Source organism: Pseudomonas sp. Nvir (assembly GCF_963778085.1).
In the GTDB taxonomy this organism is placed as follows: Bacteria; Pseudomonadota; Gammaproteobacteria; order Pseudomonadales; family Pseudomonadaceae; genus Aquipseudomonas; species Aquipseudomonas juntendi.
This window is the reverse complement of sequence record NZ_OY970405.1, coordinates 4,715,587-4,741,094: the sequence shown is the minus strand read 5'-3', so window position 1 is coordinate 4,741,094 and position 25,508 is coordinate 4,715,587. Positions and strand designations below refer to the sequence as shown.

Genomic DNA, 25,508 nt, shown 5'->3' with positions numbered 1-25,508 from the left:
CAAGCTTAGCAGGCCCAGGATCATTGAATAAGAGCAATTTGCGTTTGCTCGATGAAATCGTCGTTACTTGTGGCCCTCAGGCGATATAGAGCTTGAACTGGCGGTTCACCAGGCTGACGATCAGGTTCTTGTTGCCACCATTGCGATTGTTGCCGGCCACTTCGATGACTTCGTCGCTGTCATAGTCCATGGTGCGGGCAGTGAGCTGTTTGATGGCATTCTCGTGGGCCGGTTTCCAGTAATCCTGGAAGACCCAGATGCTGGCTTCGGCAGCGGGGCCGAGGATCAAACGCAAGGCTTTGTGGTTTTCATTGGTATTGCCGATCCACGGTACGGCCAGTTCGCCGTTCCAGGCGTCCTGGGCGCCGACTGCAACGCTTTTGCCGCGGTTCTCACCGTCGACCACGGTGAGGGTGTAGGGGGTGTTGTTGGCGATGGAGCACAGGTAGGTGACGCTGGCCATGTGAAGGTCCTTTTACGGTCGGGTTTCTGGGCGGGGTAGCGGGCTGCTCGGGCTGCGGTAGACGTACACGCCAAGCAAGGTGATCTCGTTGAAAGGCGGGTCCAGTTCGGCGGGGTCAAAGCGCCCCAGCAGCTGCAGGCCCTGGGCAAGGGCGACAGCCTCGAACATCTTGCGGTCGGATTCGTTGGGGTCGTACAGGTAGATCTTGCCGGAGTGGGCAAGCACCCTGCACATCTCCAGGGCCACATGGTAAGTGATGGGGGCGCCCATCAGGGTTACGTGGGGTATGGCGCGGGTGTCCAGCGGGAAACGGGGCGCATCGTATTCGTCGACCTGATACAGGTGGGGGATGCGCTCGCCTGTGCGCGGCCCGTTGGAAATGCGCTGGCCGGCTTTATTCAGGTTATAGGCGTGGGTGAAGCCGGTCACGATGTCCTTGCCCCCCACACGCTGAACGATTCGGCCTTCCCCCCAAACATCAAGAATCTGTAGCACTGCGCCCTCCGGCCTGGTGATCCCGTGAATGGGGCCAGAATGAAGGGCGAAAGGCACGACAGGCAGCTGGAACCACAGCACCTGCAGCACAAACGCAAACGCCCGGCACAAGGCCGGGCGTTCGGGGTGAGGCGCCGTTACCGAATCAGAACTCGTGGTCCGCGGTATCCGGGTTCAGGTTGGCAATACCGAGCTTGCCCGCCGCCTGTTCGATCGCACCGGTCTGCTTGACCAGGGCGGCGATGGCATCGCGAACGATCTGGTTGCCGGCAGCGTTGTCGGGGGCGATCAACTGGTCGTAGTGCTCGCCTTTCTGCGCATGGTCGACCATGACCTGGATCTTGGCCTCGGTGGCCTCCAGGTCGGCCTTGAGGGTGGCGTCGGCCGCCGGGTCAACCTTGGCTACCAGCGACGACAGGCTCGGGCCGCTGACCTTGGTGCCGTCCGGGCGGGTGTACTCGCCCAGGTAGACATTGCGGATACCCTTGGCATCGTAGAAGTGCGAGTAGTGGGTGTTGTCGCTGAAGCAGTCCTGCTCGTCTTCCGGCGAGTTGGCTTCCAGGGAAACCTTCATGCGTTCACCGGCCAGTTCGCCCAGCGAGAGGCTACCCATGCCGAACAGCATCTTGCGCAGGCCATCGTTGACCGGCTCGGCTTCGAGCTTGGCGCGGTAGTTGTCGGCGACGTTCGGAGCCCAGTTGCCGACCATCTCTTCAAGGTCGGTGACCAGCAACTGGGTCACGGCTTTGAGGTAGGCGCGGCGGCGCTCGTTGTGGCCGCCGGTAGCACCCTGGCCTTCCAGGTAGTCCGACGCCGGGCGGGCGCCTGCGCCTGGGCCGGTACCGTTGAGGTCCTGGCCCCACAGCAGGAATTCGATGGCGTGGTAGCCCGTGGCGACGTTGGCTTCGGACCCTGCCAGTTCGTTCAGGCTGGCCAGCTTCTCGGGGGTGATGTCCTTGACGTCGATCTTTTCTTCGCCGACCTGAATCTCGGTGTTGGCGATGATGTTGGCGCTGGCGGCGGGGTTGCCCAGGGCATGCTCGTAGCTCTTGTCGACATAGTCGATCAGGCCTTCGTCCAACGGCCACGCATTCACCTGGCCTTCCCAGTCGTCGATGATGGTGTTGCCGAAGCGGAAGGCTTCGCTCTGCAGGTAAGGCACGCGTGCAGCAACCCAGGCTTGCTTGGCAGCCTTCAGGGTTTCATCGTCTGGCTTGGCAAGGAAGGCGTCGACAGCGGTCTGCAGGGTTTTTGCGGTGCTCAGCGAGTCGCTGTACACGGCATAGACCATTTCTGCGTAATGCTTGACCACGGCTTTGCCAGCGGCTTCGTCGACAGCCCCTGGCGCTGCAGCGGTGGTGCTGGCGGCAGCGGGTGCCTGCGCTTGCGCAGCGGCAGCCTTGTCGTCTTTTTCGCCGCAACCGGCGAGGGCGATGGCCATGGCCAGCAGACTGGCGGAGGCCAGAGGCATTCGAATCATTATGGGTTTCCTGCGTCGTGTGGTTGGACAGTGCGCCTAGGCATGCGAAACGGCAACATCATGCGAAAGATTTGCATTTGCTGTAAAGGGGCGGGGGCGCATTTCATGCAAATCCAGGTCGCTGGCTTGGCCGGGCGAGCAGTTTCAGAGCATCGAGACCTGATTGCGTTGGGCTTGCTTGAGGAAGTGGGTCAGTTCACGCGCCGACAACGGCTTGCTGTAGTGATAGCCCTGGCCCTCGTGGCAGCCCTGGGCAATGATGTAGGTTTCCTGCTCGGCGGTTTCCACGCCCTCGGCGATGACCTGCATGCCCAGGCTCTTGCCCAGCTGGATGATGGCGCGAACGATGGTAGCGTCGTCATCGTCGTCAAGCAGGTCCTGGACGAAGCTCTTGTCGATCTTGATCTTGTCCAGCGGCAATGACTTCAGGTAGCTGAGCGACGAGTAACCGGTGCCGAAGTCGTCGATCGCAATCAGCGCCCCGGAACGGCGCAGGCTCAGCAGGTGCTGGGCGGCGGTGCTGATGTCTTCCATCAGGCCGGTTTCGGTGACCTCCAGCTCCAGGCTGCGCGGTGGCAGGCGGTAGGCCTGCAACAGGTTGTTGACCACCCGCGGCAGCTCGCTGTGGTGCAACTGCACGGTAGACAGGTTGACCGCCATGCGCAGGTCGCTGAAGCCCAGGTCGTGCCATTCGCGCAATTGCCGGCAGGCCTGGTCGAGTACCCATTCGCCGATGCTGATGATACTGCCGTTCTGTTCGGCCAGCGGGATGAACTGGTCGGGCGGCACCATGCCCAGTTCCGGGTGCTGCCAGCGCAGCAGGGCCTCCACGCCGACCACGCGGTGGTCGCGGTAGCTGATCTGTGGCTGGTACACCAGGTACAGCTGGTTACGCGGCAGGGCTTCGCGCAGGTCCTTCTCCAACTCGCGGCGGCGGCGCATTTCACTGTCGACGCTGGCAATGTAGAACTGGTAGCGGTTGCGCGAGCGGGCCTTGGCCAGGGTCATGGTCTGCTCGGCTTTCTGCAGGAGCTTTTCCGTGCTGTCGCCGTCTTCTGGGAATAGGGTGATGCCGATGGTGGCGCGCAGGCGGATCTGCTGGTGATCGAGGTCGAACGGCACCTCCAGGTCATCCAGAATACTTTGCGCCAGTTCGGCAGCCTCGTAGGGCTGCTCGATGTTGGCTTGCACCAGGGCAAACTGGTCGCCGCCCAGCCGCGCCAGGGCACCCAGGCGGCCGCTATGCGCCCGCAGGCGGTCGGCCAGGGCCAGTAACAGTTGGTCACCCACCTGGTAACTGAATTGTTCGTTGATGCCCTTGAAGTCGTCCAGGCCCACGCACAGTACCGCCACCCGGTGTTGCAGGCGGCCACCGTCGACCAGGATCTTGTCCAGTTGCTGTTGCAGCTGCTGGCGGTTGGGCAGGCCGGTCAGGAAGTCGTATTGGGCCATGCGCTGCAGGCTGTTTTCCGCTTCGTGACGCAGGTGGGTGTTGCGCTCGATCGAAGCCAGCAACTGGTTGGCCGTGTTGACCCAAAGGCCCAGTTCGTTCTTTTCGTGCCCCTTTAGCAGCGGGATCTGGTGCTGGCTGGGGCGGTCGGGGTTGATCTGCGTGAGGTGCTCGATGATCTTCGACAGCGGCTTGGTCAACAGCCAGTGGTAGACCAGGTACAGCACCAGGCCCATGGCCAGGGCGCGCAATACGCCGGAGATGAAGATGATGACCGCGTTGATCAGGAAATCTTCACCATACGAAGAGGTGTCGAGGGTGATGCTGAGGTCGCCGTAGTATTCGCTGTAGGGGCCGCGGCCGACCAGTTGCGTGGTGTAGGTACGTTCCTGGTCGAGAATCAGGTCGGTCAGCCAGCGCATGGAGGTGTCCCGCAGCGGCCTGGACTTTTCTGCCAGCATGGTTTCATTCGGGTGGCCGATGGACGCCATGCGTACCGACTCGTCCTGGAACAGGCCTTCCATCACCTGCATGCCCATTTCACGGTCGAGGCTGTACACCGCCTGGGTCGACGGGTCGCGGAACATGTCGAGGATGCGCTGGGCATCGTTGTTCACGGTCTGGCGGGTCTTGTAGGTGTCGTAGACAATTTGCGCACAGCTGAGCAGTACGCCGACCGCCAGCGCCGACAGCAGCACGACCCTGAGCAACTTGACCGACAAGCTGTTCCGCAATTCCAGCTTCAATGGGGTTTCCTTAATCCATGCGCATGGCATCATTTTGCCATCAACGATGACGATACACTATCGGCCTACCATGAGCAGTGTATCGGTTGCCTGCCCCTGCAACTTGAGTGCGCTGTCTCAATCTTCCAAAGATTTGATGTTAGCGCGCTCTGCCGCCTGAGCAAGCAAAACCGTGCGGCTCGGTGTACCGGCGCGGCGGCCCCTGGCAGGCACAAAAAAACCCGGCACATGGCCGGGTTTTCTGTTCAAGGCTGGGTGACTCAGGCCTTGAAGGTCTTGCCTTCGAACTGCTCGGCAACGAAGGCCCAGTTGACCAGGTTCCAGAACGCCTCGACGTACTTCGGACGCAGGTTGCGGTAGTCGATGTAGTAGGCGTGTTCCCAGACGTCGCAGGTCAGCAGCGGGGTGTCGCCGCTGGTCAGCGGGCAGCCGGCGCCAATGGTGCTGGCCAGGGCCAGGGAGCCGTCGGCTTTCTTCACCAGCCAGCCCCAGCCGGAACCGAAGGTGCCGACCGAAGTCTTGGTGAACTCTTCCTTGAACTTGTCGAAAGAACCGAAGGCCGCGTTGATGGCATCGGCCAGGGCGCCGGTTGGCTGGCCGCCGCCGTTTGGCGACAGGCAGTTCCAGTAGAAGGTGTGGTTCCAGACTTGAGCGGCGTTGTTGAAGATGCCGCCCGAAGAGGCCTTGACGATTTCTTCGAGGGACTTGCCTTCGAATTCGGTGCCTGGGACCAGGTTGTTCAGGTTCACGACATAGGTGTTGTGGTGCTTGTCGTGGTGATACTCCAGGGTTTCCTTGGAGATGTGCGGCTGCAGGGCATCGTGGGCGTACGGCAGCGGCGGCAATTCAAAAGCCATGGTGGATCTCCTGATTCAGGTCTGTTTGCGGTTTGCGCAAGGCCGATCACGGGCGGCCCGATCAGCGTCGGCGAGTTTTTACTCTTTGCGACGCAAGGGCTGGATCATAGCACCGGGTCCGGCGCATAACCACGCAACAAACATAGGGAATAGAGGTTCCGGGGCGGTCGAGCCATGCCGACCGGTGGTCTCGGGCTCTGCCTGCCAGGGCCCTTGGGATCAGTTGAAGATCAACTGCGCCGCCACCGCAAACATCATGACCGCCACCATCAGGTCGAGCATGCGCCAGGTTGCCGGCCGCGCCAGCCACGGGGCCAGCCAGGCCGCGCCGAGCGCCAGGGTCGAGAACCACAGCAGTGAAGCGCTGGCGGCACCGGCCACATAAGCCCCGGGCTCGGTCTGCTGGGCGCCCAGCGAGCCGATCAGCAACACCGTGTCGAGGTACACGTGCGGGTTCAGCAACGTCACCGCCAAGGCACTGAGCAGTACCGCACGACGTGAACGTGTGCCCTGGCCCTGCTGGTGCTGCAGGCTTTGTTTCGAACAGGCACTGCGCAAAGCCTTGGCCCCGTACCAGATGAGGAACACCGCCCCGCCCCAGCGGGCGATCGCCAGCAAGGTCGGGTTGTGTGCCAGTACGGTGGCCAGGCCAAACACACCGGCCGCCACCAGGATGGCATCGCAGACGATGCACAGCACTGCCACCGGCAGGTGGTGCTCGCGGCGCAGGCTTTGAGCAAGTACGAAGGCGTTCTGGGCGCCGATGGCCATGATCAGGCCGAAGGCCACCAGCATGCCGTTGAGGTAGCTTTGCCACATGGCGAGGCTCTCCGAAAAGGTCACAAAAGATGCTGGCCATTGTGTGGGTTGGGGCTGTATAAGAAAAACAAATAAAGCTGATCCCTCATTAGGAAAATCGATGTTCGACTACAAGCTGCTTGCCGCCCTGGCGGCCGTGATCGAACAGGGCGGTTTCGAGCGTGCCGCGCAAGTGCTGGGCCTGTCGCAATCGGCCATTTCCCAGCGCATCAAACTGCTCGAGGCGCGGGTCGGCCAGCCCGTGCTGGTGCGCGCTACCCCGCCCAGCCCGACAGAGGTCGGCCGCCAGTTGCTCAACCATGTGCAGCAGGTACGCCTGCTTGAACGTGACCTGCAGCGCCAGGTGCCGGCGCTGGACGAACAAGGCATGCCAGAGCGCCTGCGCATCGCCCTCAACGCCGACAGCCTGGCCACTTGGTGGGCTGGCGCGGTGGGCAACTTCTGTGCGCAGCAGAACGTGCTGACCGACCTGGTGGTAGAGGACCAGGAAGTGGGCCTGAAGCGCATGCGTGCGGGTGAGGTGGCGGCCTGCCTGTGTGGCAGTGAACGGCCTGTGGCCGGGGCACGCAGCCTACCGTTGGGGGCAATGCGTTATCGGGCGTTGGCCAGCCCCGGGTTCATGGCGCGCCATTTTCCCCAAGGCTTTGTCGCCAGCCGCCTGGCCCGCACCCCGGCCATCGTGTACGGCCCGGACGACTTCCTGCAGCACCGCTACCTGGCGTCGCTGGGCATGGAGGATGGTTTCCTGCACCACCTGTGCCCGTCATCCGAAGGCTTCCTGCGCATGACCGAGGCGGGCCTGGGCTGGGGGCTGGTGCCCGAATTGCAGGCCCGCGAGCAACTGGCCGCTGGGCAGTTGGTGGAAATTTGCAGCGATACCCCCATCGATGTGCCGCTGTACTGGCATCATTGGCGCAATGGCGGGCAATTGCTCGCGCAACTGACCGAGCATCTGCGGCATACGGCAGGGCAATGGCTGGTGCCGTTGTAGCCGCGGCTGGCGTCAGTTGCATCTGAAATCTGGCAAGACGGAGTGTTACATGCGAATTCTGGTCACCGGCGCGAGTGGCTTCATTGGCGGGCGCTTTGCGCGTTTCGCCCTGGAGCAGGGCCTGGACGTGCGGGTCAGCGGCCGCCGTGCGGAGGGGGTGGAGCACCTGGTCAAGCGCGGTGCCCAGTTCATCCCCGGCGACCTGAACGATGCCGAGCTGGCCCGGCGCCTTTGCCAGGGCGTCGAAGCGGTGGTGCACTGTGCCGGCGCGGTGGGGCACTGGGGGCGCTATCAGGATTTCCACCAAGCCAACGTGGTGGTCACCGAGAACGTGGTCGAAGGGTGCCTCAAGGAGCACGTGCGGCGCCTGGTACACCTGTCGTCGCCGTCCATGTACTTCAACGGCCGCTCGCGCCTCGACATCCGGGAAGACCAGCTGCCGCGCCGGTTCCATGACCATTATGGGAAAACCAAGTACCTGGCCGAGCAGAAAGTGTTCGGTGCGCAGGAGTTTGGCCTCGAGGTGTTGGCACTGCGCCCCCGCTTCGTCACCGGGGCCGGCGATGCCAGCATCTTCCCGCGGCTGATGCAGATGCAGCGCAAGGGCCGGGTCGCGATCATCGGCAATGGCCTGAACAAGGTTGATTTCACCAGTGTGCACAACCTCAACGAGGCACTGCTCAGCGCCCTGTTCGCCGATGACCGGGCATTGGGCCAGGCCTACAACATCAGCAACGGCCAGCCGCTGCCGTTGTGGGACGTGGTCAACTACGTAATGCGCCAGATGCAGTTGCCGCAGGTGAGCCGCTACCGTTCCTACGGCCTGGCCTACAGCCTGGCTGCGCTCAACGAAGCCGCCTGCATGCTATGGCCGGGGCGCCCGCAACCGACCTTGTCGCGGTTGGGAATGCAGGTCATGAGCCGTGATTTCACCCTCGACATCAGCCGCGCCAGGCAGTACCTGGACTATCAGCCGAAGATCAGCCTGTGGACGGCGCTGGATGAATTCTGCGCCTGGTGGAAACATCAGCCCCCGGGGCAGTGAACGCGGCGCGCCGATTAGGGTCAGCAGTGCGCCGCGCGAGCGGTTTATACTCCTGTTTCTTTGCTATTACCGCGGTTGAACTCACCCATGCGCAACGATGCTCACGACGATTTCGATGATGTGCCAACCCTGCGGGCCGGCACCCCTGATGATGACGAACTGTTGCCGGCGCACGTGGCCCGTAGCCGCCAGAAGGCGGCCAGGCCGGCCAGCACCGGGCCTTTGTGGGTGCTGCTGGGGGCCTCGTTCATAGCCCTGGCCGGGCTGGGCTGGTGGAGCTTCCAGCAGATCTCGCTGATGGAGCAGCAACTGGTGGCCACCCAGGAAAGCTTTGCCCGCATCAGTGAGGATGCAGCGGGGCGCTTGCAGGCAATCAGTGGCAAGGTCGCTGCCAGCGAATCGTCGGTCAACACCGGCAGCGAGGCGCTCAAGCTGCAGATCCGCCAGTTGCAGGCCAGCCTGGCCGAGCAGAGCAAGCAGCAGCAAGGCGTGGCTGGCCAGGCCGGCGACCTGGGCAAGCGCCTGGAGCAGGTGCTGGCCGATACCCGTGAGCAGCAGAAAGCTGTGACCGAATTGCAGGGCCAACTGCAGGCGCAGTTGAAGGCGGTGAATGCCGAGCTGGCGGCGTTGAAGTCGGGCCAGGTAGACGGTGGCAAGCTTGATGGGCAGCTCAAAAACCTGAGCGAAGAGGTGGCTGCGCTGAAGAAGCAGGGCAACCCGAGTGCGGCGATCGAAAGCCTGGAGCAGGACGTGCTGGTGCTCAAGACGCAAATGGAAAACCGCGGCTCGTCGGGCTCAAGTGGCGCATCGGTACAGGAGTTCGATGCGTTCCGCGGGCAGACCACGCGCAACCTCAACACCCTACAGAGCCAGATCCAGAACCTGCAGCAGCAAATCAACGCTCGGCCCTGAAATGGCCTGAACCCGCTGCTACAGGTGCACGGTAGCAGCGGGTTCACTGGGTTACAGGCGCGGGTAATCGATATACCCCACCGGCCCCTTGCTATAGAACGTTTCGGGGTGCGCCTCGTTCAACGGTGCATCCGCTGCCAGGCGTGCCGGCAGGTCCGGGTTGGCAATGAACGGCACCCCGAACGCCACCGCATCGGCCTTGCCATCGGCCAGGGCTGCATTGGCACTTGCCTTGTCGAAACGCTCGTTGACGATGTATGGCCCACCAAACGCCGCCTTGATCAACGGCCCGATGCTGTCGTCGGCTTCACGCTCCCGCGAGCAGATGAAAGCGATGCCGCGTTTGCCCAGTTCGCGGGCAACGTACGTGAACGTCTCGGCACGGTCGGCGTCACCCATGTCGTGGGCGTCGGCACGTGGTGCCAGGTGCACGCCGACCCGGTTGGCCCCCCACACCTCGATGGCTGCATCGGTCACCTCCAGCAGCAGGCGCGCGCGGTTTTCCAGCGAGCCGCCGTAGCGGTCGGTGCGCTGGTTGGTACTGCTTTGCAGGAACTGGTCGAGCAGGTAGCCATTGGCGCCGTGAATTTCCACACCATCGAAACCGGCGGCCTTGGCGTTTTCCGCACCGCTGCGGTAGGCCTCGACGATGTCGCTGATTTCTTCGGTTTCCAGTGCGCGCGGGGTGGGGTAGTCACTCAGCGGGCGTACCAGGCTGACATGCCCCTTGGCCTGGATCGCGCTGGGGGCCACCGGCAGTTCGCCGTTCAGGTAGCTGGGGTGCGAGATACGCCCCACGTGCCACAGCTGCAGGAATATGCGCCCGCCCGCGCCATGCACGGCCTTGGTGACATTGGTCCAGCCGCGGACTTGCTCATCGTTCCAGATACCGGGCGTATCCGGGTAGCCGACGCCCATGGCGGTGACCGAGGTTGCCTCGCTGAGAATCAGCCCGGCGCTGGCGCGTTGGACGTAGTACTCGGCCATCAGGGCATTGGGCACGCGGCCCTCGTCTGCACGGCAGCGGGTGAGTGGGGCCATGATGATGCGGTTGGGCAACTGCAGGTCGCCCAGGGTGATCGGATCGAAAAGCGTGGTCATGTCGGTTACCTGCTGGTCAAAGCGCTTGGCGCAGTTGTTCCAGGAACGCCTGGATGGTGGCTTCGTTGCGTTTGAAGAAATGCCATTGGCCGATCTTCTGGCTGCTGATCAGCCCGGCACGCTGCAAGGTGGCCAGGTGGGCGGAGACGGTCGACTGCGAAAGGCCGCAGCGTTGGTCGATCTGCCCGGCACACACACCGTTTTCGGTGCTGTGGTACTGGTTCGGGAACTGGTTTGCCGGGTCTTTCAGCCAGCTGAGAATTTCTCGCCTGACCGGGTGGGCCAGCGCTTTTATGATTTCGTCGAGATCGAGTGGCATGGCGTGAGGCTCGTTGTAGCGGTATATCGCGATAGGGCGAAATATAAATCGCTGAATGCCGATATCCAAATATCCAGTGGTGCTTAGCTGAGTTCAAATCGCTATATCGCGTTATAACGATATTGGGCGCCGCGGTGGTAGACTGCGCTCATGAACTACCTTGCACATTTGCACCTGGGCGGGCCGGCCCCGCAACAACTGCTGGGCAGCCTGTACGGCGATTTCGTCAAAGGCTCGCTGCACGGGCGCTTCCCGCCTGCTTTGGAGGCGGCTATCCGGTTGCACCGGCATATCGACAGCTATACCGACCGGCACCCCTTGGTACTGGCGGCGCTGGCGCGGTTCCCGCGTGAGCGGCGGCGCTTAGCCGGCATCGTGCTGGACGTGTTTTTCGACCACTGCCTGGCGCGGCATTGGCACGACTATGCCGAGCAGCCCTTGGCGCAGTTCACGGGCGCGTTTTATCGGGTATTGCTGGCGGAGCCTGAGCTGCCGGGGCGGCTGGCGCGCATTGCGCCGTTCATGGCTGCCGATGACTGGTTGGGCGCTTATGGCGACTTCGCCACGCTGGAACAGGTGTTCAACGGCATCGGCCGGCGGCTGTCGCGGCCAGACGCGATGGCGGGGGTGATGGTGGAGCTGGAGCGGCTGTACGAGCCGCTGCTGGCGGACTTTCGCGCGTTCTACCCGCAATTGCAGGCGTTTGCAGCGGCGGGGCGTGTGTCAGGCAGCTGATGTTGGTTGCCTGTTGCGGCCCTATCGCCGGCAAGCCAGCTCCCACAGGGATCGCGTCAGGGCTGTCGGTGTTTGCCACAAGTTATGCAGCGCCTGTGAGATCGAGCGCCGCCCGCGCGGCGCAATCGCGAGCTGCGCTCGCTCCTACGTTTGTTTCGGGCCAATTATTCCTGTGGGATTTGCGCGCGAACGCCTTGGTGCATGCCTCAATATCGCGCCGTACAAACAAGGCGGCCGCGCGCGCCTGTCACAGGCGTTACTGGCCCGAAACAAACGTAGGAGCGAGCGCAGCTCGCGATTGCGCCGCGCGGGCGGCGCTCGATCTCACAGGCGCTGAAGATGCTCCGGCTACCCTTGCCAGGAACCATAGAATCTCCCACAAGTTCACTGCAGGTTTGCAGGCCAACGCAGTACCTGTAAAGCCGGCTTGCCGGCGATAGTGCCGCAACATGGGATAGAGATCAGGCAGCCCGCGCCGGCCGCCGTGGCGCCGCCTCGACGTTTTCGAACCCATACAACGCCAGGTGAATCGCCTGCTGTGCCTGCATTGCCAGCAGCGCACGTTCCTTGCCCACGGTCCCGATCGGCGGCAACAGGTGAATGCACACCTGCGCACGTGGCTGGGCGAACAGGCGCAGCAGGTGCGCCACCAGGTCATCGTCACCAACAAAGGGCGCAACCGGGTCGATCTGGCCGTCGCGCAGGTATTGAATGGCCACTGGCTGAACCGCTACGCCACGGTCGATGGCCGCTGCCAGCAGGCGGCCATGGAAAGTGCGCAAGGCGTGACCGCTGGTGGTGGTGCCTTCAGGAAAGATCAGCAGCGGCCTGGCCAGGCCCAGTTGCCTGGCCATCTGCTCGCGCAGCCGTTCGCTGTCGCCGCCCCCACGACGAATGAACAGGGTGCCGGCCTGTTCCGCCAGCCAGCCGGCCAGCGGCCACTGGCGCACTTCGGCCTTGGACAGGAATGACAGGGGCATCAGCATGCCCAGCAGGGGGATGTCGGTCCACGACACATGGTTGCTGACCCACAACATCGGCCGCTGCGGCAGCGCCCCGCGCACCTGTACGTCGAAGGGCAGGGCTGCGACCAGGCGCTTCATGAACAGGCAGGTCCAGCGCTGGCGCCTTTCGAGCGAGGCCTTCAGGCCCAGCCGCTGCCCCACGGCGATCACGCAGGCCATCAGCACGCCGAGCAGCACGACCAGCAGCAGCCTGCAGACGCGGGCCAGCACCCGCAGCCTGGGCATCAGACTGCCGCCTTGAAGTGGCGGGCGTAGCGCGGGCACAGGTCGTCGCGCTTGAGCAGGATGAACACGTCGGCGACCTGGAAGTCTTCGTCCCAGCACGGCTCGCCGCAGATCTTTGCACCCAGGCGCATATAGGCTTTGAGCAGCGGTGGCAGTTCGGCGATGACGTTGTTGGGCAGCGCCAGGTTCGGCAGCGGCTTCTTCGGTTCGGCGCGCAGGTGCTCGGTGCACAGGTAGCGCTCGCGCAGGCGCTGCATCACGGCCTGGGCCTGTACGCCACCGTCCTGCATGGGGATGCTGGCGCAGCCCATCAGGTAACGGTAGCGGCCTTCGTTGAGGACCTCGGCCAGCTCGCCCCAGAGCACGGCAATGGTGCCGCCGTTGCGGTAGGCGGGGGCTACGCAGGTGCGCCCCAGTTCAAGGACTGGCCCTTGCAGCTGCAACAGGCCGTGCAGGCGGAATTCTTCTTCGCTGTAGAACCGCCCCAGGCTGCTGGCGGCCTGGTGGTCAAGCAGCCGGGTAGTGGCCACCAGCTTGCCGGTACTCAGGTCGCGTACACCAATATGGCGGCAGTGCACGTCGTAGTCGTCCATGTCCAGGCCGTGCTCGGCACCTTTGAGTTTGGCCTTGAATTCTGCGCTGAACACTTGGTAGCGCAAGGCTTGGGCTTCTTGCAGCGCCTTGGCGCCAACCAGGCGTTCGGCTTGCAGACGGCGTTCAGTGCTGTTGTCGCCAGTGTGAGCGATCCGAGTCATTGCGAGTCTCCATAAGCCAGCCATGAAGGGTTGCGGCCGGTCGGCTTTGTTGTGCAAAGTCAGCCTAGGTAGACGCGGTGTCACCCCGGTGAAGCTTTGGTGATGCTTGCGTGACAACCCCTGGGGCTTGTACGTGCCATTCCAGGCCCTGCGGCCGCAGGTAGACGCGGCGTTGGCGGCGGGGCCGGCGCATTGGGCCGAGCTGCGGCAGCGGAATCAGGGGGTGATGGCACTGGTTGCGGCGGCGCGGGAGAAACGGCTGCACAAGGCCTGGGCTGCTGTGGGCTCTGCATGAGTGCGCAAGACCCTGCAGGGCACGCCGCTTGCTGCCGGTAAAGCGGGCGGGTAAGGTTGGCGGCTTGGTTTTCTGAGATTTGTCATGTTCAAGTTGCCCTCCGCGCTCTTCGCCCTGTTGCTGGCTGTTTGCCTGCCCGCCCATGCCAACTGGCACCTCGATGGCGAGTCTTCGCGCTTGTCGTTCATTACCGGCAAGAACGGCGATACCGCCGAAGTGCATCGCTTCCTGGTGCTGCATGGTTCGGTCGACAACAAGGGCGTGGCGGGCTTGCGCATCGAGATGGATTCGGTCAGCAGTGGCATCCCCCTGCGTGACGAGCAGATGCGTGACCAGCTGTTCGAGGTCGGCCGCTTTGCCGAGGCCACGGTGAAGGCGCAAATCGACCTGCGCCCGATCAATGACCTGGCCGATGGTGCACAGATCGAGCTGCGCCTGCCGCTGACGGTCACCTTGCACGGGCAGTCGCACCGCTACAACGCCTTGTTGCTGGCAACCCGCCTGGATGCGCGACGGTTCCAGGTGGTCACCCTCGAGCCACTGCTGCTGCGTGCCGAGGACTTTGGCCTGCTGCCGGGGCTGGAAAACCTGCGCAAGTTTGCCAAGCTCAAGTCCATCAACCCGTCGGTGCCGGTCAATGCGGTGCTGATTTTCACCGCGCGCTGACATGCCGGGGCCGGTATTTCCCTGGCGGGAGGGTAACCAGTTCGAGCTGCTGATCGACGGCCCCGAGTTCTTTCCGCGCATGCTTGCGGCGATCGAGCGCGCCGAGTCGCAGGTAGACCTGGAACTCTACCTAGTCGAGGCTGGGGCCTGTGCCGAGGCGGTGGTCGAAGCGCTGGAGCACACGGCCCGGCGGGGTGTGCGAGTGCGCTGCCTGTTTGACGACTACGGTTCGCTGGCCTTCAACAGCACGCTACGCCAGCGCTTGCTGGCGGCGGGGGTGGAGCTGCGCTGGTACAACCCCCTGCGCTGGAAGCGCGGCCTGCGCAACTTGTACCGCGACCACCGCAAGCTGCTGTTGGTGGACGAGCGCTGGGCCGTGGTCGGCGGCACGGGCGTAACCGATGAGTTCTGGACACCCGGCCAGGCGCGCAGTGACTGGCACGAGGTAATGGTGCAGATGCAAGGCCCGGTGGTGGCCGACTGGCAATTGCTGTTCGACCGCCAGTGGCATGCCAACAACCGCCGCACCGCATGGCGCCCCGCCGAGGGCTTTGGCTTGCCGCGCCTGCCCAAGGTGCCGGCGCAGGGGCAGGGCATGGGCCGGGTTGCCTACGCCGACGCCCGTCAGCACCAGGACATCCTGCACGCGCTGGTGCGCGCTTTGAACAGCGGCAAGCAACGGGTATGGCTGGCCACACCCTACTTCTTGCCAACCTGGAGTGTACGCCGTTCCTTGCGCCGGGCCGCCAGCAAGGGCCTGGACGTGCGGCTGCTGCTGACCGGGCCGCGCACCGACCACCCCTCGGTCCGGTATGCCGGGCACCGCTACTACCCGCGCCTGCTGCGCGCTGGTGTACGCATTTTCGAGTACCAGCCGTGCTTCCTGCACCTGAAGATGGCCGTGGTGGACGACTGGGTCAGCGTTGGCTCCTGCAACTTCGACCATTGGAACCTGCGCTTCAACCTGGAAGCCAACATCGAGGCACTGGACCCACCGCTGACGGCGGCCGTGGTCGCCAGCTTCGAGCGCGATTTTGCCCTGAGCGAGGAAGTCGACCTGGCCCATTGGCACGCCCGGCCGCTGTGGCGGCGGGTCAAGCAGCGCATCTGGGGCTGGCTCGACCGGCTGGTGGTGAACCTGCTCGACCGCCGCGACTGATAGCGGCTATCGTGCAATGACTGTTCACGGGCGAGCGAAGGAGTGTGTGCGATGACGGCGAAAAAAATTCTGATGCTGGTCGGCGATTACGTCGAGGATTACGAAGCAATGGTGCCGTTCCAGGCACTGAGCATGGTCGGCCACACGGTGCACGCGGTGTGCCCGGAGAAGCTGGCGGGGCAGACCGTGCGTACCGCGATTCATGATTTCGAGGGTGAGCAGACCTACAGTGAAAAACCCGGGCACAACTTTGCCCTGAACTTCGATTTCGTGCGGGTGCGGCCCGAGCGCTACGACGCGCTGCTGATCCCGGGTGGCCGGGCGCCGGAGTACCTGCGCCTGGATGAGAAGGTGCTGGAGCTGGTGCGGGCGTTCGACCAGGCTGGCAAGCCGATTGCAGCAGTGTGCCATGGTGCGCAGTTGCTGGCAGCGGCCGGGGTGCTGGAAGGGCGCGAATGCAGCGCCTACCCGGCGTGTGCGCCGGAGGTGCGGCTGGCGGGTGGGACGTTCATCGACATCGCCGTGGACCAGGCCCATGTGGATGGTAACCTGGTAACCGCCCCGGCCTGGCCGGCGCACCCGGCGTGGCTGGCGGCCTTCCTCAAGGTGCTGGGCACCCGCATCGCCTGACAGGGGTGTTCGCAGGTGAACCCGCGAACAGGCCCGTACAGGCTCAACCTACCTGTTCAACCCAGTCATTGAGGTTGTAGTAGTTGGTCACGCGGGCAATCTTGCCGCAATGGATGTAGAAGAAGGCCCCGGCCGGCAGCACGTAGGTCTGCCCGTTCGCAGGCGGCAACCCATCGTCATTGGCCAGGTACTGGCCATGCACGGTGAACTCCGCCGCCGCACGGCTGCCGTCGGCGTTCTGCATGACCACGATGTCGGCCAGGCGCTCGCGGTAGCAGCGGTTCATCTTGTCCATGAACGCTGCAAACCTGGCCTTGCCCATCTGCCGCTCGCCCTGGTTGATGTCGTGGATCACGTCTTCGCTGAGCAGTGCCAGAAAGCCCGGCATGTCGCCGGCGTTGAAGGCAGCGTAGTACGCATTTACCAGTTCGGTAGCGGTCATGGAACAATACCTGTCGTGTAGGGAAAAGGCGGGTCGTTGCCCCGGATGATACGGTTCCCCCTCAAGCCCGGCTTAGCCGAGCGCGTCATCCACATCGACAAAACGACCGCCAAGCATGGAAATACGCCTGTTGCACGGCGCCGCTATCGCGCCCTATATCGATGACCTCGCTCGCTTGCGCCTTACCGTATTCCGCGAGTTCCCCTACCTGTACGACGGCACCCCGGAGTACGAAGCCGACTACCTGGCCAACTATGCCCGTTCCGGGCGCAGCCTGGTGGTGCTGGCGCTGGACCAAGGCCAGGTGGTGGGTGCATCTACCGGCCTGCCGCTGGTGGACGTGGCCCCGGAGTTCCAGCAGCCGTTCCTGGCCCAGGGGCGGGACCCGGCCAGCGTTTATTACTTTGGTGAGTCGCTGGTGTTGCCGGAGTACCGCGGCCAAGGTTTGGGCGTGCGTTTCTTCATCGAACGCGAGTCTTATGCCCACAAACTGGCCGAGTTCGACTACTGCGCGTTCTGTGCGGTCGAGCGGCCCGGTGTACACCCGCGCCGGCCTGCAGACTACAAGCCGTTGCATGGTTTCTGGCGTAACCGCGGTTTCCTGCACGACCCGTCGCTGCGCACCCGCTATGCCTGGCGTGACCTGGACGAGCAGGAAAGCTCCGACAAGCTGATGTCGTTCTGGCTGAAGGAACTGCCGGTATGATCCGCTTGGCGGCCTGCCAGTACGCTATCGAACTGCATGAAACCTGGGACGCCTATGCCGACCACCTGCAGGGCCTGTGCGCCGAAGCGGTGGCGGCGGGCGCCCGTTTGCTGTTGCTGCCCGAGTATGCCGGGCTGGTACTCAGCGGCCAGTTGAGAGGTGAACAGCGGGGCGACCTGCTGGGTTCGATTGCCGGGATCCAACCGCTGATCGGCGCCTGGGCCGCCTTGTGTGAACGCATGGCCAGGCGCTGGGGCATCTACCTGCAGCCGGGGAGCGTGCCGGTGCTGGACAATGACGGTGCCTACCGCAACCGCGCCTGGCTGTTCGGTCCCGAGGGGCCGCTGGGCTACCAGGACAAACTGATGATGACCCGCTTCGAGCGAGAGCAGTGGGGCATCAGCGCAGGCCAGGGGCTGCGGGTGTTCGATACTGCACTGGGGCGTGTGGGCATTCTGATCTGCTACGACAATGAGTTCCCGGTGCTGGCGCGGCAGTTGGCCGAGTTGGGTGCCGACCTGATCCTGGCACCGAGCTGCACCGACACCGAGGCGGGCTATCACCGGGTGCGCATCGGTGCCCAGGCACGGGCGCTGGAGAACCAGATAGCGGTGTTGCAGAGCCCGACGGTAGGGCTGGCGGCCTGGTCGCCGGCGCTGGATGAGAATATTGGCCGGGCAGGGTTGTTCGTACCGCCGGACCATGGCATGCCGGGGGACGGTGTGGTTGCCTTGAGCGCAGCGCTGGAGCCGGGCAGAAGCCAGTGGCTGGTGTGTGACGTGGACCTTGAGGAAGTACGGCGGGTGCGGCGGGAAGGGCAGGTGTTTACCCGCAGGGACTGGCCAGAGCAGTTTGACAGAGTGCGTTGAAAGCAGCGGCGCCTGCTTCGCGGGTGAACCCGCTCCCACCGGGGACATGAGGTCCCTGTAGGAGCGGGTTCACCCGCGAAGCAGGCGCCGCTGTTACATCAGGCTTACTTGACTTCGACTGCCAGGCTCTGGGCAATCTTGCTCTGCCACAGGGCAGGGCCAGTGATGTGCACCGACTCACCGTTGCTGTCTACGGCAACAGTAACTGGCATGTCCTTGACCTCGAACTCGTAGATCGCTTCCATGCCCAGTTCGGCGAAGGCCAGTACCTTGGACTTGCGGATAGCCTGGGCTACCAGGTAGGCAGCGCCGCCCACAGCCATCAGGTATACGGCCTTGTTGTCCTTGATCGCTTCGATCGCGGTGGGGCCACGTTCGGACTTGCCGATCATGCCCAGCAGGCCCGTCTGCTCGAGGATCTGGCGGGTGAACTTGTCCATGCGGGTGGCAGTGGTCGGGCCGGCAGGGCCAACCACTTCGTCACCGACCGGGTCGACCGGGCCAACGTAGTAGATGAAGCGGCCTTTGAGGTCCACTGGCAGCGCTTCGCCACGGTTGAGCATTTCCACCATGCGCTTGTGCGCGGCGTCGCGGCCGGTCAGCATCTTGCCGTTGAGCAGGATGGTTTCGCCCGGCTTCCAGCTGGCGACTTCTTCCGGGGTGATATCGTCGAGGTTGACGCGACGTGCGCTTGGGCCGGCTTCCCAGACGATTTCCGGGTAGGCGTCCAGCGATGGCGCTTCCAGCTCGGCCGGGCCGGAGCCATCGAGCACGAAGTGCGCGTGGCGGGTGGCGGCGCAGTTGGGGATCATGCACACCGGCAGCGAAGCGGCGTGGGTCGGGTAGTCCATGATCTTCACGTCGAGCACGGTGGTCAGGCCACCCAGGCCCTGGGCACCGATGCCCAGTTGGTTGACCTTCTCGAACAGCTCCAGGCGGATTTCTTCCAGGCGGTTTTGTGGGCCACGGGCTTTAAGCTCATGAATGTCGATGGACTCCATCAACACTTCCTTGGCCATGACCGCGGCCTTCTCGGCGGTACCGCCAATGCCGATGCCGAGCATGCCAGGCGGGCACCAGCCAGCACCCATGGTCGGTACGGTCTTGAGCACCCAGTCGACGATCGAGTCGGACGGGTTGAGCATGGCCATCTTCGACTTGTTCTCCGAGCCGCCGCCCTTGGCGGCGACATCGACCTCGACCTTGTCGCCAGGCACGATGGAATAGTGGATAACGGCCGGGGTGTTGTCCTTGGTGTTCTTGCGGGCACCGGCCGGGTCGGCCAGGATCGAGGCGCGCAGGACGTTTTCAGGCAGGTTGTAGGCGCGACGCACACCTTCGTTGATCATGTCGTCGACGCTCAGGGTGGCACCGTCCCAGCGCACATCCATACCCACACGCACGAACACGGTGACGATACCGGTGTCCTGGCAGATCGGGCGGTGGCCGGTGGCGCACATGCGCGAGTTGATCAGGATCTGGGCGATGGAGTCGCGGGCAGCAGGCGACTCTTCGCGCAGATAGGCCTCGTGCATGGCCTGGATGAAATCGACGGGGTGGTAGTACGAGATGAATTGCAGGGCGTCGGCGACGCTCTGAATCAGGTCGTCTTGCTTGATCACGGTCATGCAGCGCGCTCCTCTTAAAGACGGGAACATTCATAGAGACGCTCGACGGTGCCGACCAGCATGTCGAGACGCCTTGCAAAGGCGCGCCGGCAGCATGGCCGACGCAAAAGGGCGCGGCAGTATAGCGTGCCTCACCGCGTGGCACACCTGCGAGTGGTCTGGACCTTGGTCGGTTGGGGCTGGGCATCCTTTTTGCTGCTGACGCCTGTGGTTGGCCTTACTATCGACGGGCGCGCAGAGCGCCCCCCACAACCTGAAGCGGGAAGAGATACCTGAAGATGCCCGAACTTTGCGTAGGCGAGCACCGCTGGGCGGTGCCGACCGGCAGCAACCTGCTCGATGCCCTGAACGAGGCCGGGCTCAACGTGCCCTACAGCTGCCGCGCCGGAAGCTGCCACGCCTGCCTGGTGTACTGCCAGGCCGGGCAGCCGCTGGACGCCATGCCTGAGGCCCTGGCCCTGGACCAGCACGCCCTGGGCTGGCGCCTGGCTTGCCAGTGCAGGGTGATCGAGGACTTGCAGGTTGCGTTGTTCGACCCGCAGCGCGATGGTGTGCCGGCGCACGTCTGTGCGCTGGACTGGTACGGTGACCTGTTGCGTGTACGGCTACGGCCCGAGCGGGCGGTGCGTTACCAGGCGGGGCAGCATGTGGTGCTGTGGAATGGTTCGGTAGCGCGGCCTTATTCACTGGCCAGCCTGCCGGGGGAAGATGACTTCCTGGAGTTTCACATCGATTGCCGGCGCCCCGGCGCCTTTTGCGACAAGGCTCGTGGTTTGCAGGTAGCAGATGTGCTGCGCCTGGGCGAATTCAGGGGTGGTGCGTTGCACTACGACCTGGATTGGCAGGATCGGCCGCTCTGGCTGCTGGCAGCCGGAACCGGGCTTGCGCCGTTGTGGGGGATCTTGCGTGAGGCTGTGCGGCAGGGGCATCGCGGCGAGATTCGGGTGCTGCATGTGGCGCGCAACAGCGCCGGGCACTATCTGGCTGAACCCCTGATGCAACTGCAGGGCGTGCAGGTCGAGCTGGTGCTGGAAGCGCAGATGGATGAAGCGCTGGCGCGGTTGCGGCCGCCTTCGCGGCAGACGGTGGCGCTGGTGTGTGGGGCAGCGGGGAGTGTGGACCGGTTTGCGCGGCGGCTGTTCATTGCCGGCGTGCCGCGGGGGCAAGTATTTACTGACGTCTTCGTTGAACATGCCTGAGGCAGCCAGGTTGACTGTGCCGGCCTATTCGCGGGCTCGCCCGCTCCCACAGGGGTGAGGCTGACGCTGTACCGGTGGGAGCGGGCATGCCCGCGAAGGGCCGCAGAGCGGCCCCTCTTTGAGGCAGGCTCAGCCGACCAGCGGATCACCCACATGCAGGATCTTCATGCCATTGGTGCCACCGATGGTGTGGTAGCTGTCCCCTTTGGTCAGGATCACCCAGTCGCCTTGTTCTACCAAGCCACGCTTGAGCAGTTCGTCGACAGCTGCCTGGCTGACTTTGTCGGCGGGCAGCGAAGCGGGGTCGAAGGCAATCGGGTAGACGCCACGGAACATGTTGGCCCGTGCCTGGGTCGCGCGGTGCGGCGAGAGCGCGAAGATCGGCACGTGCGAGCGCAGGCGCGACATGATCAGCGGGGTGTAGCCGCTTTCAGTCAAGGCGATGATCGCCTTCACGCCCGGGAAGTGGTTGGCCGTGTACATCGCCGCCAGGGCGATGCTTTCGTCGCAGCGCTCGAAGGTGGTGTGCAGGCGGTGGCTGGAGCGCTGGCTGGTCGGGTGCTTCTCGGCACCGGAACAGATGCGGGCCATGGCCTGTACGGCTTCGATCGGGTACGAACCGGCAGCACTTTCCGCCGACAGCATGACCGCATCGGTGTTGTCGAGCACGGCGTTGGCCACGTCGGAGACTTCGGCACGTGTCGGCATCGGGTTCTGGATCATCGACTCCATCATCTGGGTCGCCACGATCACTGCCTTGTTGTTGCGGCGAGCGTGCTGGATGATCTTCTTCTGAATGGCGATCAGCTCGGCGTCGCCGATTTCCACGCCCAGGTCACCGCGGGCGACCATGACGGCATCGGAAGCGAGGATCAGCTTGTCCAGGGTCTCGTCGTCGGCGACGGCTTCGGCGCGCTCGATCTTGGCCACCAGCCAGGCGCTGCCACCGGACTCGTCACGCAGCTTGCGCGCGTATTCCATGTCGCTGGCGTCCCGCGGGAACGACACGGCCAGGTAGTCCAGGTCCATTTCCGCAGCCAGCTTGATGTCGGCCTTGTCCTTTTCGGTCAGGGCCGGTGCGGTCAGGCCGCCACCTTTACGGTTGATGCCCTTGTGGTCCGACAGCGGGCCACCGATGATCACCACGCAGTGCAGGGCATCGGCGGTGGCGGTTTCGACGCGCATGACCACGCGGCCATCGTCGAGCAGCAGTTCGTCACCGACACCGCAGTCCTTGACCAGGTCCGGGTAGTCGATGCCGACGATATCCTGGTTGCCTTCGGTCAGCGGGTGGGCGGTGGAGAAGGTGAACTTGTCACCGATCTTCAGTTCGATGCGCTTGTTGGCGAACTTCGCGATGCGGATCTTCGGACCCTGCAGGTCGCCCAGCAGTGCAACATGGCGGCCGTTCTTGGCAGCGATGTCGCGGATCAGGCGCGCGCGGGCCTTGTGCTCGTCCGGCGTGCCGTGGGAGAAGTTCAGGCGTGCCACGTCGAGACCGGCGAGGATCAGCTGTTCGATCACTTCCGGCGAGTTGCTGGCGGGGCCAAGGGTGGCGACGATTTTGGTACGGCGGATGCTCATGCACAGACTCCTATAGTGAAGCGCAGCGAAAGGCTACTCCTGAATCTCGCTGTAGTCATTGTTCCGTTGCACTACCTGTGACTTCCGCGGTAGGGCAGCTGCAAGCTACAAGCAGTAAGCTACAGAGAAAAGCGCGTGCGGCATTCATGCCGCTCGTGGCGGCCTGGCACTTGTCGCGCGCCGCTGAAGAAAACCCGACAGCGGCCGATAGGTTTGCTATCAAAGGAGATTGCCATGCGAGCCCTGATCGTTTTCGCCCTCGCCGCCAGTGCTGTCGGCTGTACCCGCTGGTCCATGGACCACCACCTGAACAATGCCTATCGCGCCTATGACCGGGGTGATTGCGCGCGGGTGATGCTGGAGCTGTCACAAGTAGACCGTACCAGCCGCGCGCGCCCGTTCATCCACCCCGAAGTGTCGCTGCTGCGCGGCCAGTGCCTGGAGCGCCAGGCGTTGTACGTGGACGCAGCCCAGACCTACCAGTACTTGATCCAGCAATACCCGCGCAACGAGTACGCCTATCGCGCCCAGGCCCGCCTGCAGACGCTTGAGAAACTTGGTCATTTGCGCGGTACCGAAGCGGCCGTGGCCCGGCCGGCGACTACTGCACCTTGGCGCTAATACAAAGGTGTGGTTTATTTCACGGGCTTCGCGGCGCGTGCTGCGCTAATCTGTAACCCAGCTGTTACAACAACCGCCAGTACCTTGTATTCCTGGCATCAGGTACGGAATACACTCGCCATCATGTTCAACAAACGCCGCATCGAACGCCATCAGCTCCCTTGTGCCCTCAAGGTGTTCAACCGCTTTACCGACCAGGAAATCGGCCTGCTCGGCAACGCCTCGGAAGACGGCCTGATGGTCATCAGCCAACTGCCCGTGCTGGTAGGGCCCGATTATGAACTGCAACTTCGCATGCCGCTGGCCGGCGGCGGGTTCCAGTTCGTCAACCTGACCGCCAGTTGCCTGTGGTGCAGTGAGGACCAGACCCCTGGGCATTACGATTCGGGCTTCATGCTGCTGCAGGCCCCGCGCGAGTACGACGATTTCGTGCGCTCGCTGCGCGACTATTTCAGCTTCCGCCCGGCCAACGCCTCTGCCTGAGCCTTGGCGCCCTGGAATCGCGTTAGAATCGGGTCGACCTCGCAAGACAGGACGACCCCGTGACCTCCAGCATTTTCTGGCACGACTACGAAACCACCGGCATCAACCCGCGCTGTGACCGGCCGCTGCAGGTCGCCGGCCTGCGCACCGACTTCGACCTCAACGAGATCGACGAGCCGATCAGCCTTTACTGCCGCCCCGCCGACGATATTCTGCCGCACCCGGCTGCGTGCCTGGTGACTGGCATCACCCCGCAGTTACTGGCCGAGCAAGGCCTGTGCGAAGCCGAATTCATGACCCGCGTGCATGCGCAGCTGGCACAACCAGGCACCTGTGGGGCGGGCTATAACACCCTGCGTTTCGATGACGAAGTGACCCGCTACAGCCTGTACCGGAATTTTTTCGACCCCTATGCCCGTGAATGGCAGGGCGGCAACAGCCGCTGGGACCTGATCGACATCGTGCGCACGGCTTACGCCCTGCGCCCGGAGGGCATCGAGTGGCCGCAGCAGGACGGGCGCACCAGCCTGCGTCTGGAGCTGTTGAGCAAGGCCAACGGCATTGATCACGGGCATGCGCATGAAGCGCTTTCCGACGTGCGGGCAACCATTGCCCTGGCGCGACTGATCCGGCAAAAACAGCCCAAGTTGTATGACTGGCTGTTCCAGTTGCGCAGCAAGCATAAAGTCATGGAACAGATCCGCTTGCTACAACCGCTGGTGCATGTATCCGGGCGTTTTTCAGCAGCGCGTAATTACCTGGGGGTGGTCTTGCCATTGGCCTGGCACCCGCACAATCGCAATGCACTGATTGTCTGCGACCTGCATCAGGAAACCCTGCCATTACTCCGGGAAAGTGCTGAAGTATTGCGTCAGCGCTTGTACACCCGGCACGAGGATTTGGCCGATGGCGAACTACCGGTGCCGCTTAAACTGGTACAGATCAATCGCTGCCCGGTACTTGCGCCACTGTCGGTATTACGCCCTGCCGATCAACAGCGGCTGGGCATCGACTTGACGTTGTTACAATCGCGCGGTGAACAGTTGGCCGATCAACAGGCGCAATGGCAGGACAAGCTGGAGCACATTTACGGCAAGGACGATTTCGCGCCGAGTGAGGACCCGGAGCAGCAGTTGTATAACGGTTTTATTGGTGACCGTGACCGGCGTCTATGCGAGCAAGTTCGTGCGCTGGAGCCGGCGCAATTGGGCCGGGGGCAGTGGCTGTTCGATGACCCGCGCTTGCCTGAGCTGTTGTTCCGTTACCGGGCGCGCAACTTTCCGGACACCTTGACCCCCGAGGAGCGCCAGCGGTGGTATGCGTTCTGCCAGCAGCGCCTTAGCCAGCCGCAGTGGGGGGCGCCGAACACATTGGGTGATTTCGAGCAGGCGCGTCTGCAGGCCTGGGAGCGCGCCGACGAGGCCGGGCGGCGGGTGCTGGAGGCATGGCAAGTACATGCCCGGAACTTGCAACAACAGTTTGCAATTGACTGAAGGCCAGACAAACAAAAACGCCGGCAATGTGCCGGCGTTTTGTATTGGTGCGCCAGGCATGGCGCGTTGCGCGTCAGCGCAACCCGCTTGACTATGGTGGCCAAGCGGGTGACTTGGAGGTGAAAGTCCTCTACACACCCGGCAAGGGGAAGTGTTAGCCAGAGGCAAGGGTGTCGCGGGCGAACGCGAATCTGAAGGAAGCCCGAGGCAAAATGCTGGCCTGACGAACAGGAAGCGGATAGAGGCGGCGCAGCGGGGTGAGAAGGCCAATATCTTCAAAGCCCGATACTTGCACGGAACGCTGCGACGTAGATC

Annotated in this window: 26 protein-coding genes and 1 pseudogene; 14 read left to right on the top strand and 13 right to left on the bottom strand. The window is 63.6% G+C overall.

Annotation, left to right across the window (positions count from 1 at the left end; genetic code table 11):
• Positions 1-76: 76 nt before the first annotated feature.
• From AACG97_RS22800 to AACG97_RS22775, 6 genes are all read right to left on the bottom strand, one after another.
• The gene (locus AACG97_RS22800) at positions 77-463 is read right to left on the bottom strand and encodes a hypothetical protein (protein ID WP_009686821.1); all 387 of its coding nucleotides are present in this window, start codon (positions 461-463) and stop codon (positions 77-79) included.
• Positions 464-475: 12 nt separating this feature from the next.
• Positions 476-958, bottom strand: a complete 483-nt coding sequence (locus AACG97_RS22795) for a hypothetical protein (RefSeq protein WP_033691313.1) — start codon at positions 956-958, stop codon at positions 476-478.
• A gap of 145 nt (positions 959-1,103) precedes the next feature.
• Positions 1,104-2,438 carry an imelysin family protein gene (locus AACG97_RS22790; protein ID WP_009686823.1) on the bottom strand — a complete coding sequence of 445 codons (1,335 nt, stop codon included), beginning with the start codon at positions 2,436-2,438 and terminating at the stop codon, positions 1,104-1,106.
• Positions 2,439-2,582: 144 nt separating this feature from the next.
• Entirely contained in the window at positions 2,583-4,634 is a 2,052-nt protein-coding gene (locus tag AACG97_RS22785) for a putative bifunctional diguanylate cyclase/phosphodiesterase (RefSeq protein WP_009686824.1), read from the bottom strand.
• 260 nt (positions 4,635-4,894) lie between these two features.
• Entirely contained in the window at positions 4,895-5,491 is a 597-nt protein-coding gene (locus tag AACG97_RS22780) for a superoxide dismutase (RefSeq protein ID WP_009686825.1), read from the bottom strand.
• Positions 5,492-5,710: 219 nt separating this feature from the next.
• A complete protein-coding gene (locus AACG97_RS22775; RefSeq protein WP_009686826.1) occupies positions 5,711-6,310 on the bottom strand; it encodes a LysE/ArgO family amino acid transporter in 600 nt (199 codons plus the stop codon).
• A 100-nt stretch (positions 6,311-6,410) separates the two neighbouring features.
• On the opposite strand from AACG97_RS22775, the gene AACG97_RS22770 reads away from it, so the two are divergent.
• The 3 genes from AACG97_RS22770 (at position 6,411) to AACG97_RS22760 (ending at position 9,258) form a co-directional block, all read left to right on the top strand.
• On the top strand, positions 6,411-7,301 hold the full coding sequence (locus AACG97_RS22770; protein ID WP_009686827.1) for a LysR family transcriptional regulator ArgP: 891 nt from the start codon (positions 6,411-6,413) through the stop codon (positions 7,299-7,301).
• A gap of 49 nt (positions 7,302-7,350) precedes the next feature.
• Positions 7,351-8,346, top strand: coding sequence for an NAD-dependent epimerase/dehydratase family protein (locus AACG97_RS22765; protein ID WP_009686828.1), 996 nt, complete (start codon positions 7,351-7,353; stop codon positions 8,344-8,346).
• An 87-nt stretch (positions 8,347-8,433) separates the two neighbouring features.
• Positions 8,434-9,258, top strand: a complete 825-nt coding sequence (locus AACG97_RS22760) for a hypothetical protein (protein WP_009686829.1) — start codon at positions 8,434-8,436, stop codon at positions 9,256-9,258.
• 51 nt (positions 9,259-9,309) lie between these two features.
• Here AACG97_RS22760 and AACG97_RS22755 read toward each other — a convergent pair whose 3' ends face one another.
• Both AACG97_RS22755 and AACG97_RS22750 read right to left on the bottom strand, forming a co-directional pair.
• Positions 9,310-10,359, bottom strand: a complete 1,050-nt coding sequence (locus tag AACG97_RS22755) for an alkene reductase (RefSeq protein WP_009686830.1) — start codon at positions 10,357-10,359, stop codon at positions 9,310-9,312.
• A gap of 16 nt (positions 10,360-10,375) precedes the next feature.
• The gene (locus AACG97_RS22750; protein WP_009686831.1) at positions 10,376-10,678 is read right to left on the bottom strand and encodes an ArsR/SmtB family transcription factor; all 303 of its coding nucleotides are present in this window, start codon (positions 10,676-10,678) and stop codon (positions 10,376-10,378) included.
• A 150-nt stretch (positions 10,679-10,828) separates the two neighbouring features.
• On the opposite strand from AACG97_RS22750, the gene AACG97_RS22745 reads away from it, so the two are divergent.
• The gene (locus tag AACG97_RS22745; protein WP_054882078.1) at positions 10,829-11,413 is read left to right on the top strand and encodes an acyl carrier protein phosphodiesterase; all 585 of its coding nucleotides are present in this window, start codon (positions 10,829-10,831) and stop codon (positions 11,411-11,413) included.
• A gap of 461 nt (positions 11,414-11,874) precedes the next feature.
• On the opposite strand, the gene AACG97_RS22740 is transcribed toward AACG97_RS22745, so the two are convergent.
• Together AACG97_RS22740 and olsB are read right to left on the bottom strand one after the other, a co-directional pair.
• Positions 11,875-12,663, bottom strand: coding sequence for a lysophospholipid acyltransferase family protein (locus tag AACG97_RS22740; RefSeq protein ID WP_054881645.1), 789 nt, complete (start codon positions 12,661-12,663; stop codon positions 11,875-11,877).
• The gene (gene olsB, locus AACG97_RS22735; protein WP_054881644.1) at positions 12,663-13,418 is read right to left on the bottom strand and encodes an L-ornithine N(alpha)-acyltransferase; all 756 of its coding nucleotides are present in this window, start codon (positions 13,416-13,418) and stop codon (positions 12,663-12,665) included. Before olsB ends, AACG97_RS22740 begins: the two co-directional genes overlap by 1 nt.
• A gap of 124 nt (positions 13,419-13,542) precedes the next feature.
• Here olsB and AACG97_RS22730 point away from each other — a divergent pair.
• From AACG97_RS22730 to AACG97_RS22715, 4 genes and pseudogenes are all read left to right on the top strand, one after another.
• Positions 13,543-13,713: pseudogene (locus tag AACG97_RS22730) on the top strand (acyl-CoA dehydrogenase); the annotation flags it as partial.
• A gap of 84 nt (positions 13,714-13,797) precedes the next feature.
• The gene (locus AACG97_RS22725) at positions 13,798-14,379 is read left to right on the top strand and encodes a YceI family protein (RefSeq protein WP_009685647.1); all 582 of its coding nucleotides are present in this window, start codon (positions 13,798-13,800) and stop codon (positions 14,377-14,379) included.
• Between the two features lies 1 nt (position 14,380).
• On the top strand, positions 14,381-15,538 hold the full coding sequence (locus tag AACG97_RS22720; RefSeq protein WP_054881643.1) for a phospholipase D-like domain-containing protein: 1,158 nt from the start codon (positions 14,381-14,383) through the stop codon (positions 15,536-15,538).
• A gap of 51 nt (positions 15,539-15,589) precedes the next feature.
• The gene (locus AACG97_RS22715; protein ID WP_009685645.1) at positions 15,590-16,168 is read left to right on the top strand and encodes a DJ-1/PfpI family protein; all 579 of its coding nucleotides are present in this window, start codon (positions 15,590-15,592) and stop codon (positions 16,166-16,168) included.
• A 43-nt stretch (positions 16,169-16,211) separates the two neighbouring features.
• On the opposite strand, the gene AACG97_RS22710 is transcribed toward AACG97_RS22715, so the two are convergent.
• Positions 16,212-16,610, bottom strand: coding sequence for a nuclear transport factor 2 family protein (locus AACG97_RS22710; protein WP_029887342.1), 399 nt, complete (start codon positions 16,608-16,610; stop codon positions 16,212-16,214).
• Positions 16,611-16,725: 115 nt separating this feature from the next.
• On the opposite strand from AACG97_RS22710, the gene AACG97_RS22705 reads away from it, so the two are divergent.
• Both AACG97_RS22705 and AACG97_RS22700 read left to right on the top strand, forming a co-directional pair.
• Positions 16,726-17,316: a GNAT family N-acetyltransferase gene (locus AACG97_RS22705; RefSeq protein WP_009685643.1), complete on the top strand. Its 591-nt coding sequence runs from the start codon at positions 16,726-16,728 to the stop codon at positions 17,314-17,316.
• A complete protein-coding gene (locus AACG97_RS22700) occupies positions 17,313-18,185 on the top strand; it encodes a carbon-nitrogen hydrolase family protein (protein WP_009685642.1) in 873 nt (290 codons plus the stop codon). Before AACG97_RS22705 ends, AACG97_RS22700 begins: the two co-directional genes overlap by 4 nt.
• Before the next feature lie 104 nt (positions 18,186-18,289).
• Here the strand turns inward: AACG97_RS22700 and AACG97_RS22695 are convergent, their stop codons facing one another.
• Positions 18,290-19,813 carry a fumarate hydratase gene (locus AACG97_RS22695; RefSeq protein ID WP_009685641.1) on the bottom strand — a complete coding sequence of 508 codons (1,524 nt, stop codon included), beginning with the start codon at positions 19,811-19,813 and terminating at the stop codon, positions 18,290-18,292.
• Positions 19,814-20,091: 278 nt separating this feature from the next.
• Between AACG97_RS22695 and AACG97_RS22690 the strand changes: the two genes are divergently transcribed.
• Positions 20,092-21,012, top strand: a complete 921-nt coding sequence (locus AACG97_RS22690; protein WP_009685640.1) for an iron-sulfur-binding ferredoxin reductase — start codon at positions 20,092-20,094, stop codon at positions 21,010-21,012.
• A 129-nt stretch (positions 21,013-21,141) separates the two neighbouring features.
• On the opposite strand, the gene pyk is transcribed toward AACG97_RS22690, so the two are convergent.
• On the bottom strand, positions 21,142-22,596 hold the full coding sequence (gene pyk, locus AACG97_RS22685; RefSeq protein ID WP_009685639.1) for a pyruvate kinase: 1,455 nt from the start codon (positions 22,594-22,596) through the stop codon (positions 21,142-21,144).
• A gap of 234 nt (positions 22,597-22,830) precedes the next feature.
• Between pyk and AACG97_RS22680 the strand changes: the two genes are divergently transcribed.
• The 3 genes from AACG97_RS22680 to sbcB all read left to right on the top strand — a co-directional run bounded on the left by AACG97_RS22680 (position 22,831) and on the right by sbcB (position 25,193).
• Positions 22,831-23,217: a tetratricopeptide repeat protein gene (locus AACG97_RS22680; RefSeq protein ID WP_009685638.1), complete on the top strand. Its 387-nt coding sequence runs from the start codon at positions 22,831-22,833 to the stop codon at positions 23,215-23,217.
• A gap of 123 nt (positions 23,218-23,340) precedes the next feature.
• A complete protein-coding gene (locus AACG97_RS22675; RefSeq protein ID WP_009685637.1) occupies positions 23,341-23,700 on the top strand; it encodes a PilZ domain-containing protein in 360 nt (119 codons plus the stop codon).
• Positions 23,701-23,759: 59 nt separating this feature from the next.
• Entirely contained in the window at positions 23,760-25,193 is a 1,434-nt protein-coding gene (gene sbcB / locus AACG97_RS22670) for an exodeoxyribonuclease I (protein WP_047149624.1), read from the top strand.
• The last annotated feature ends 315 nt before the right edge of the window (positions 25,194-25,508 follow it).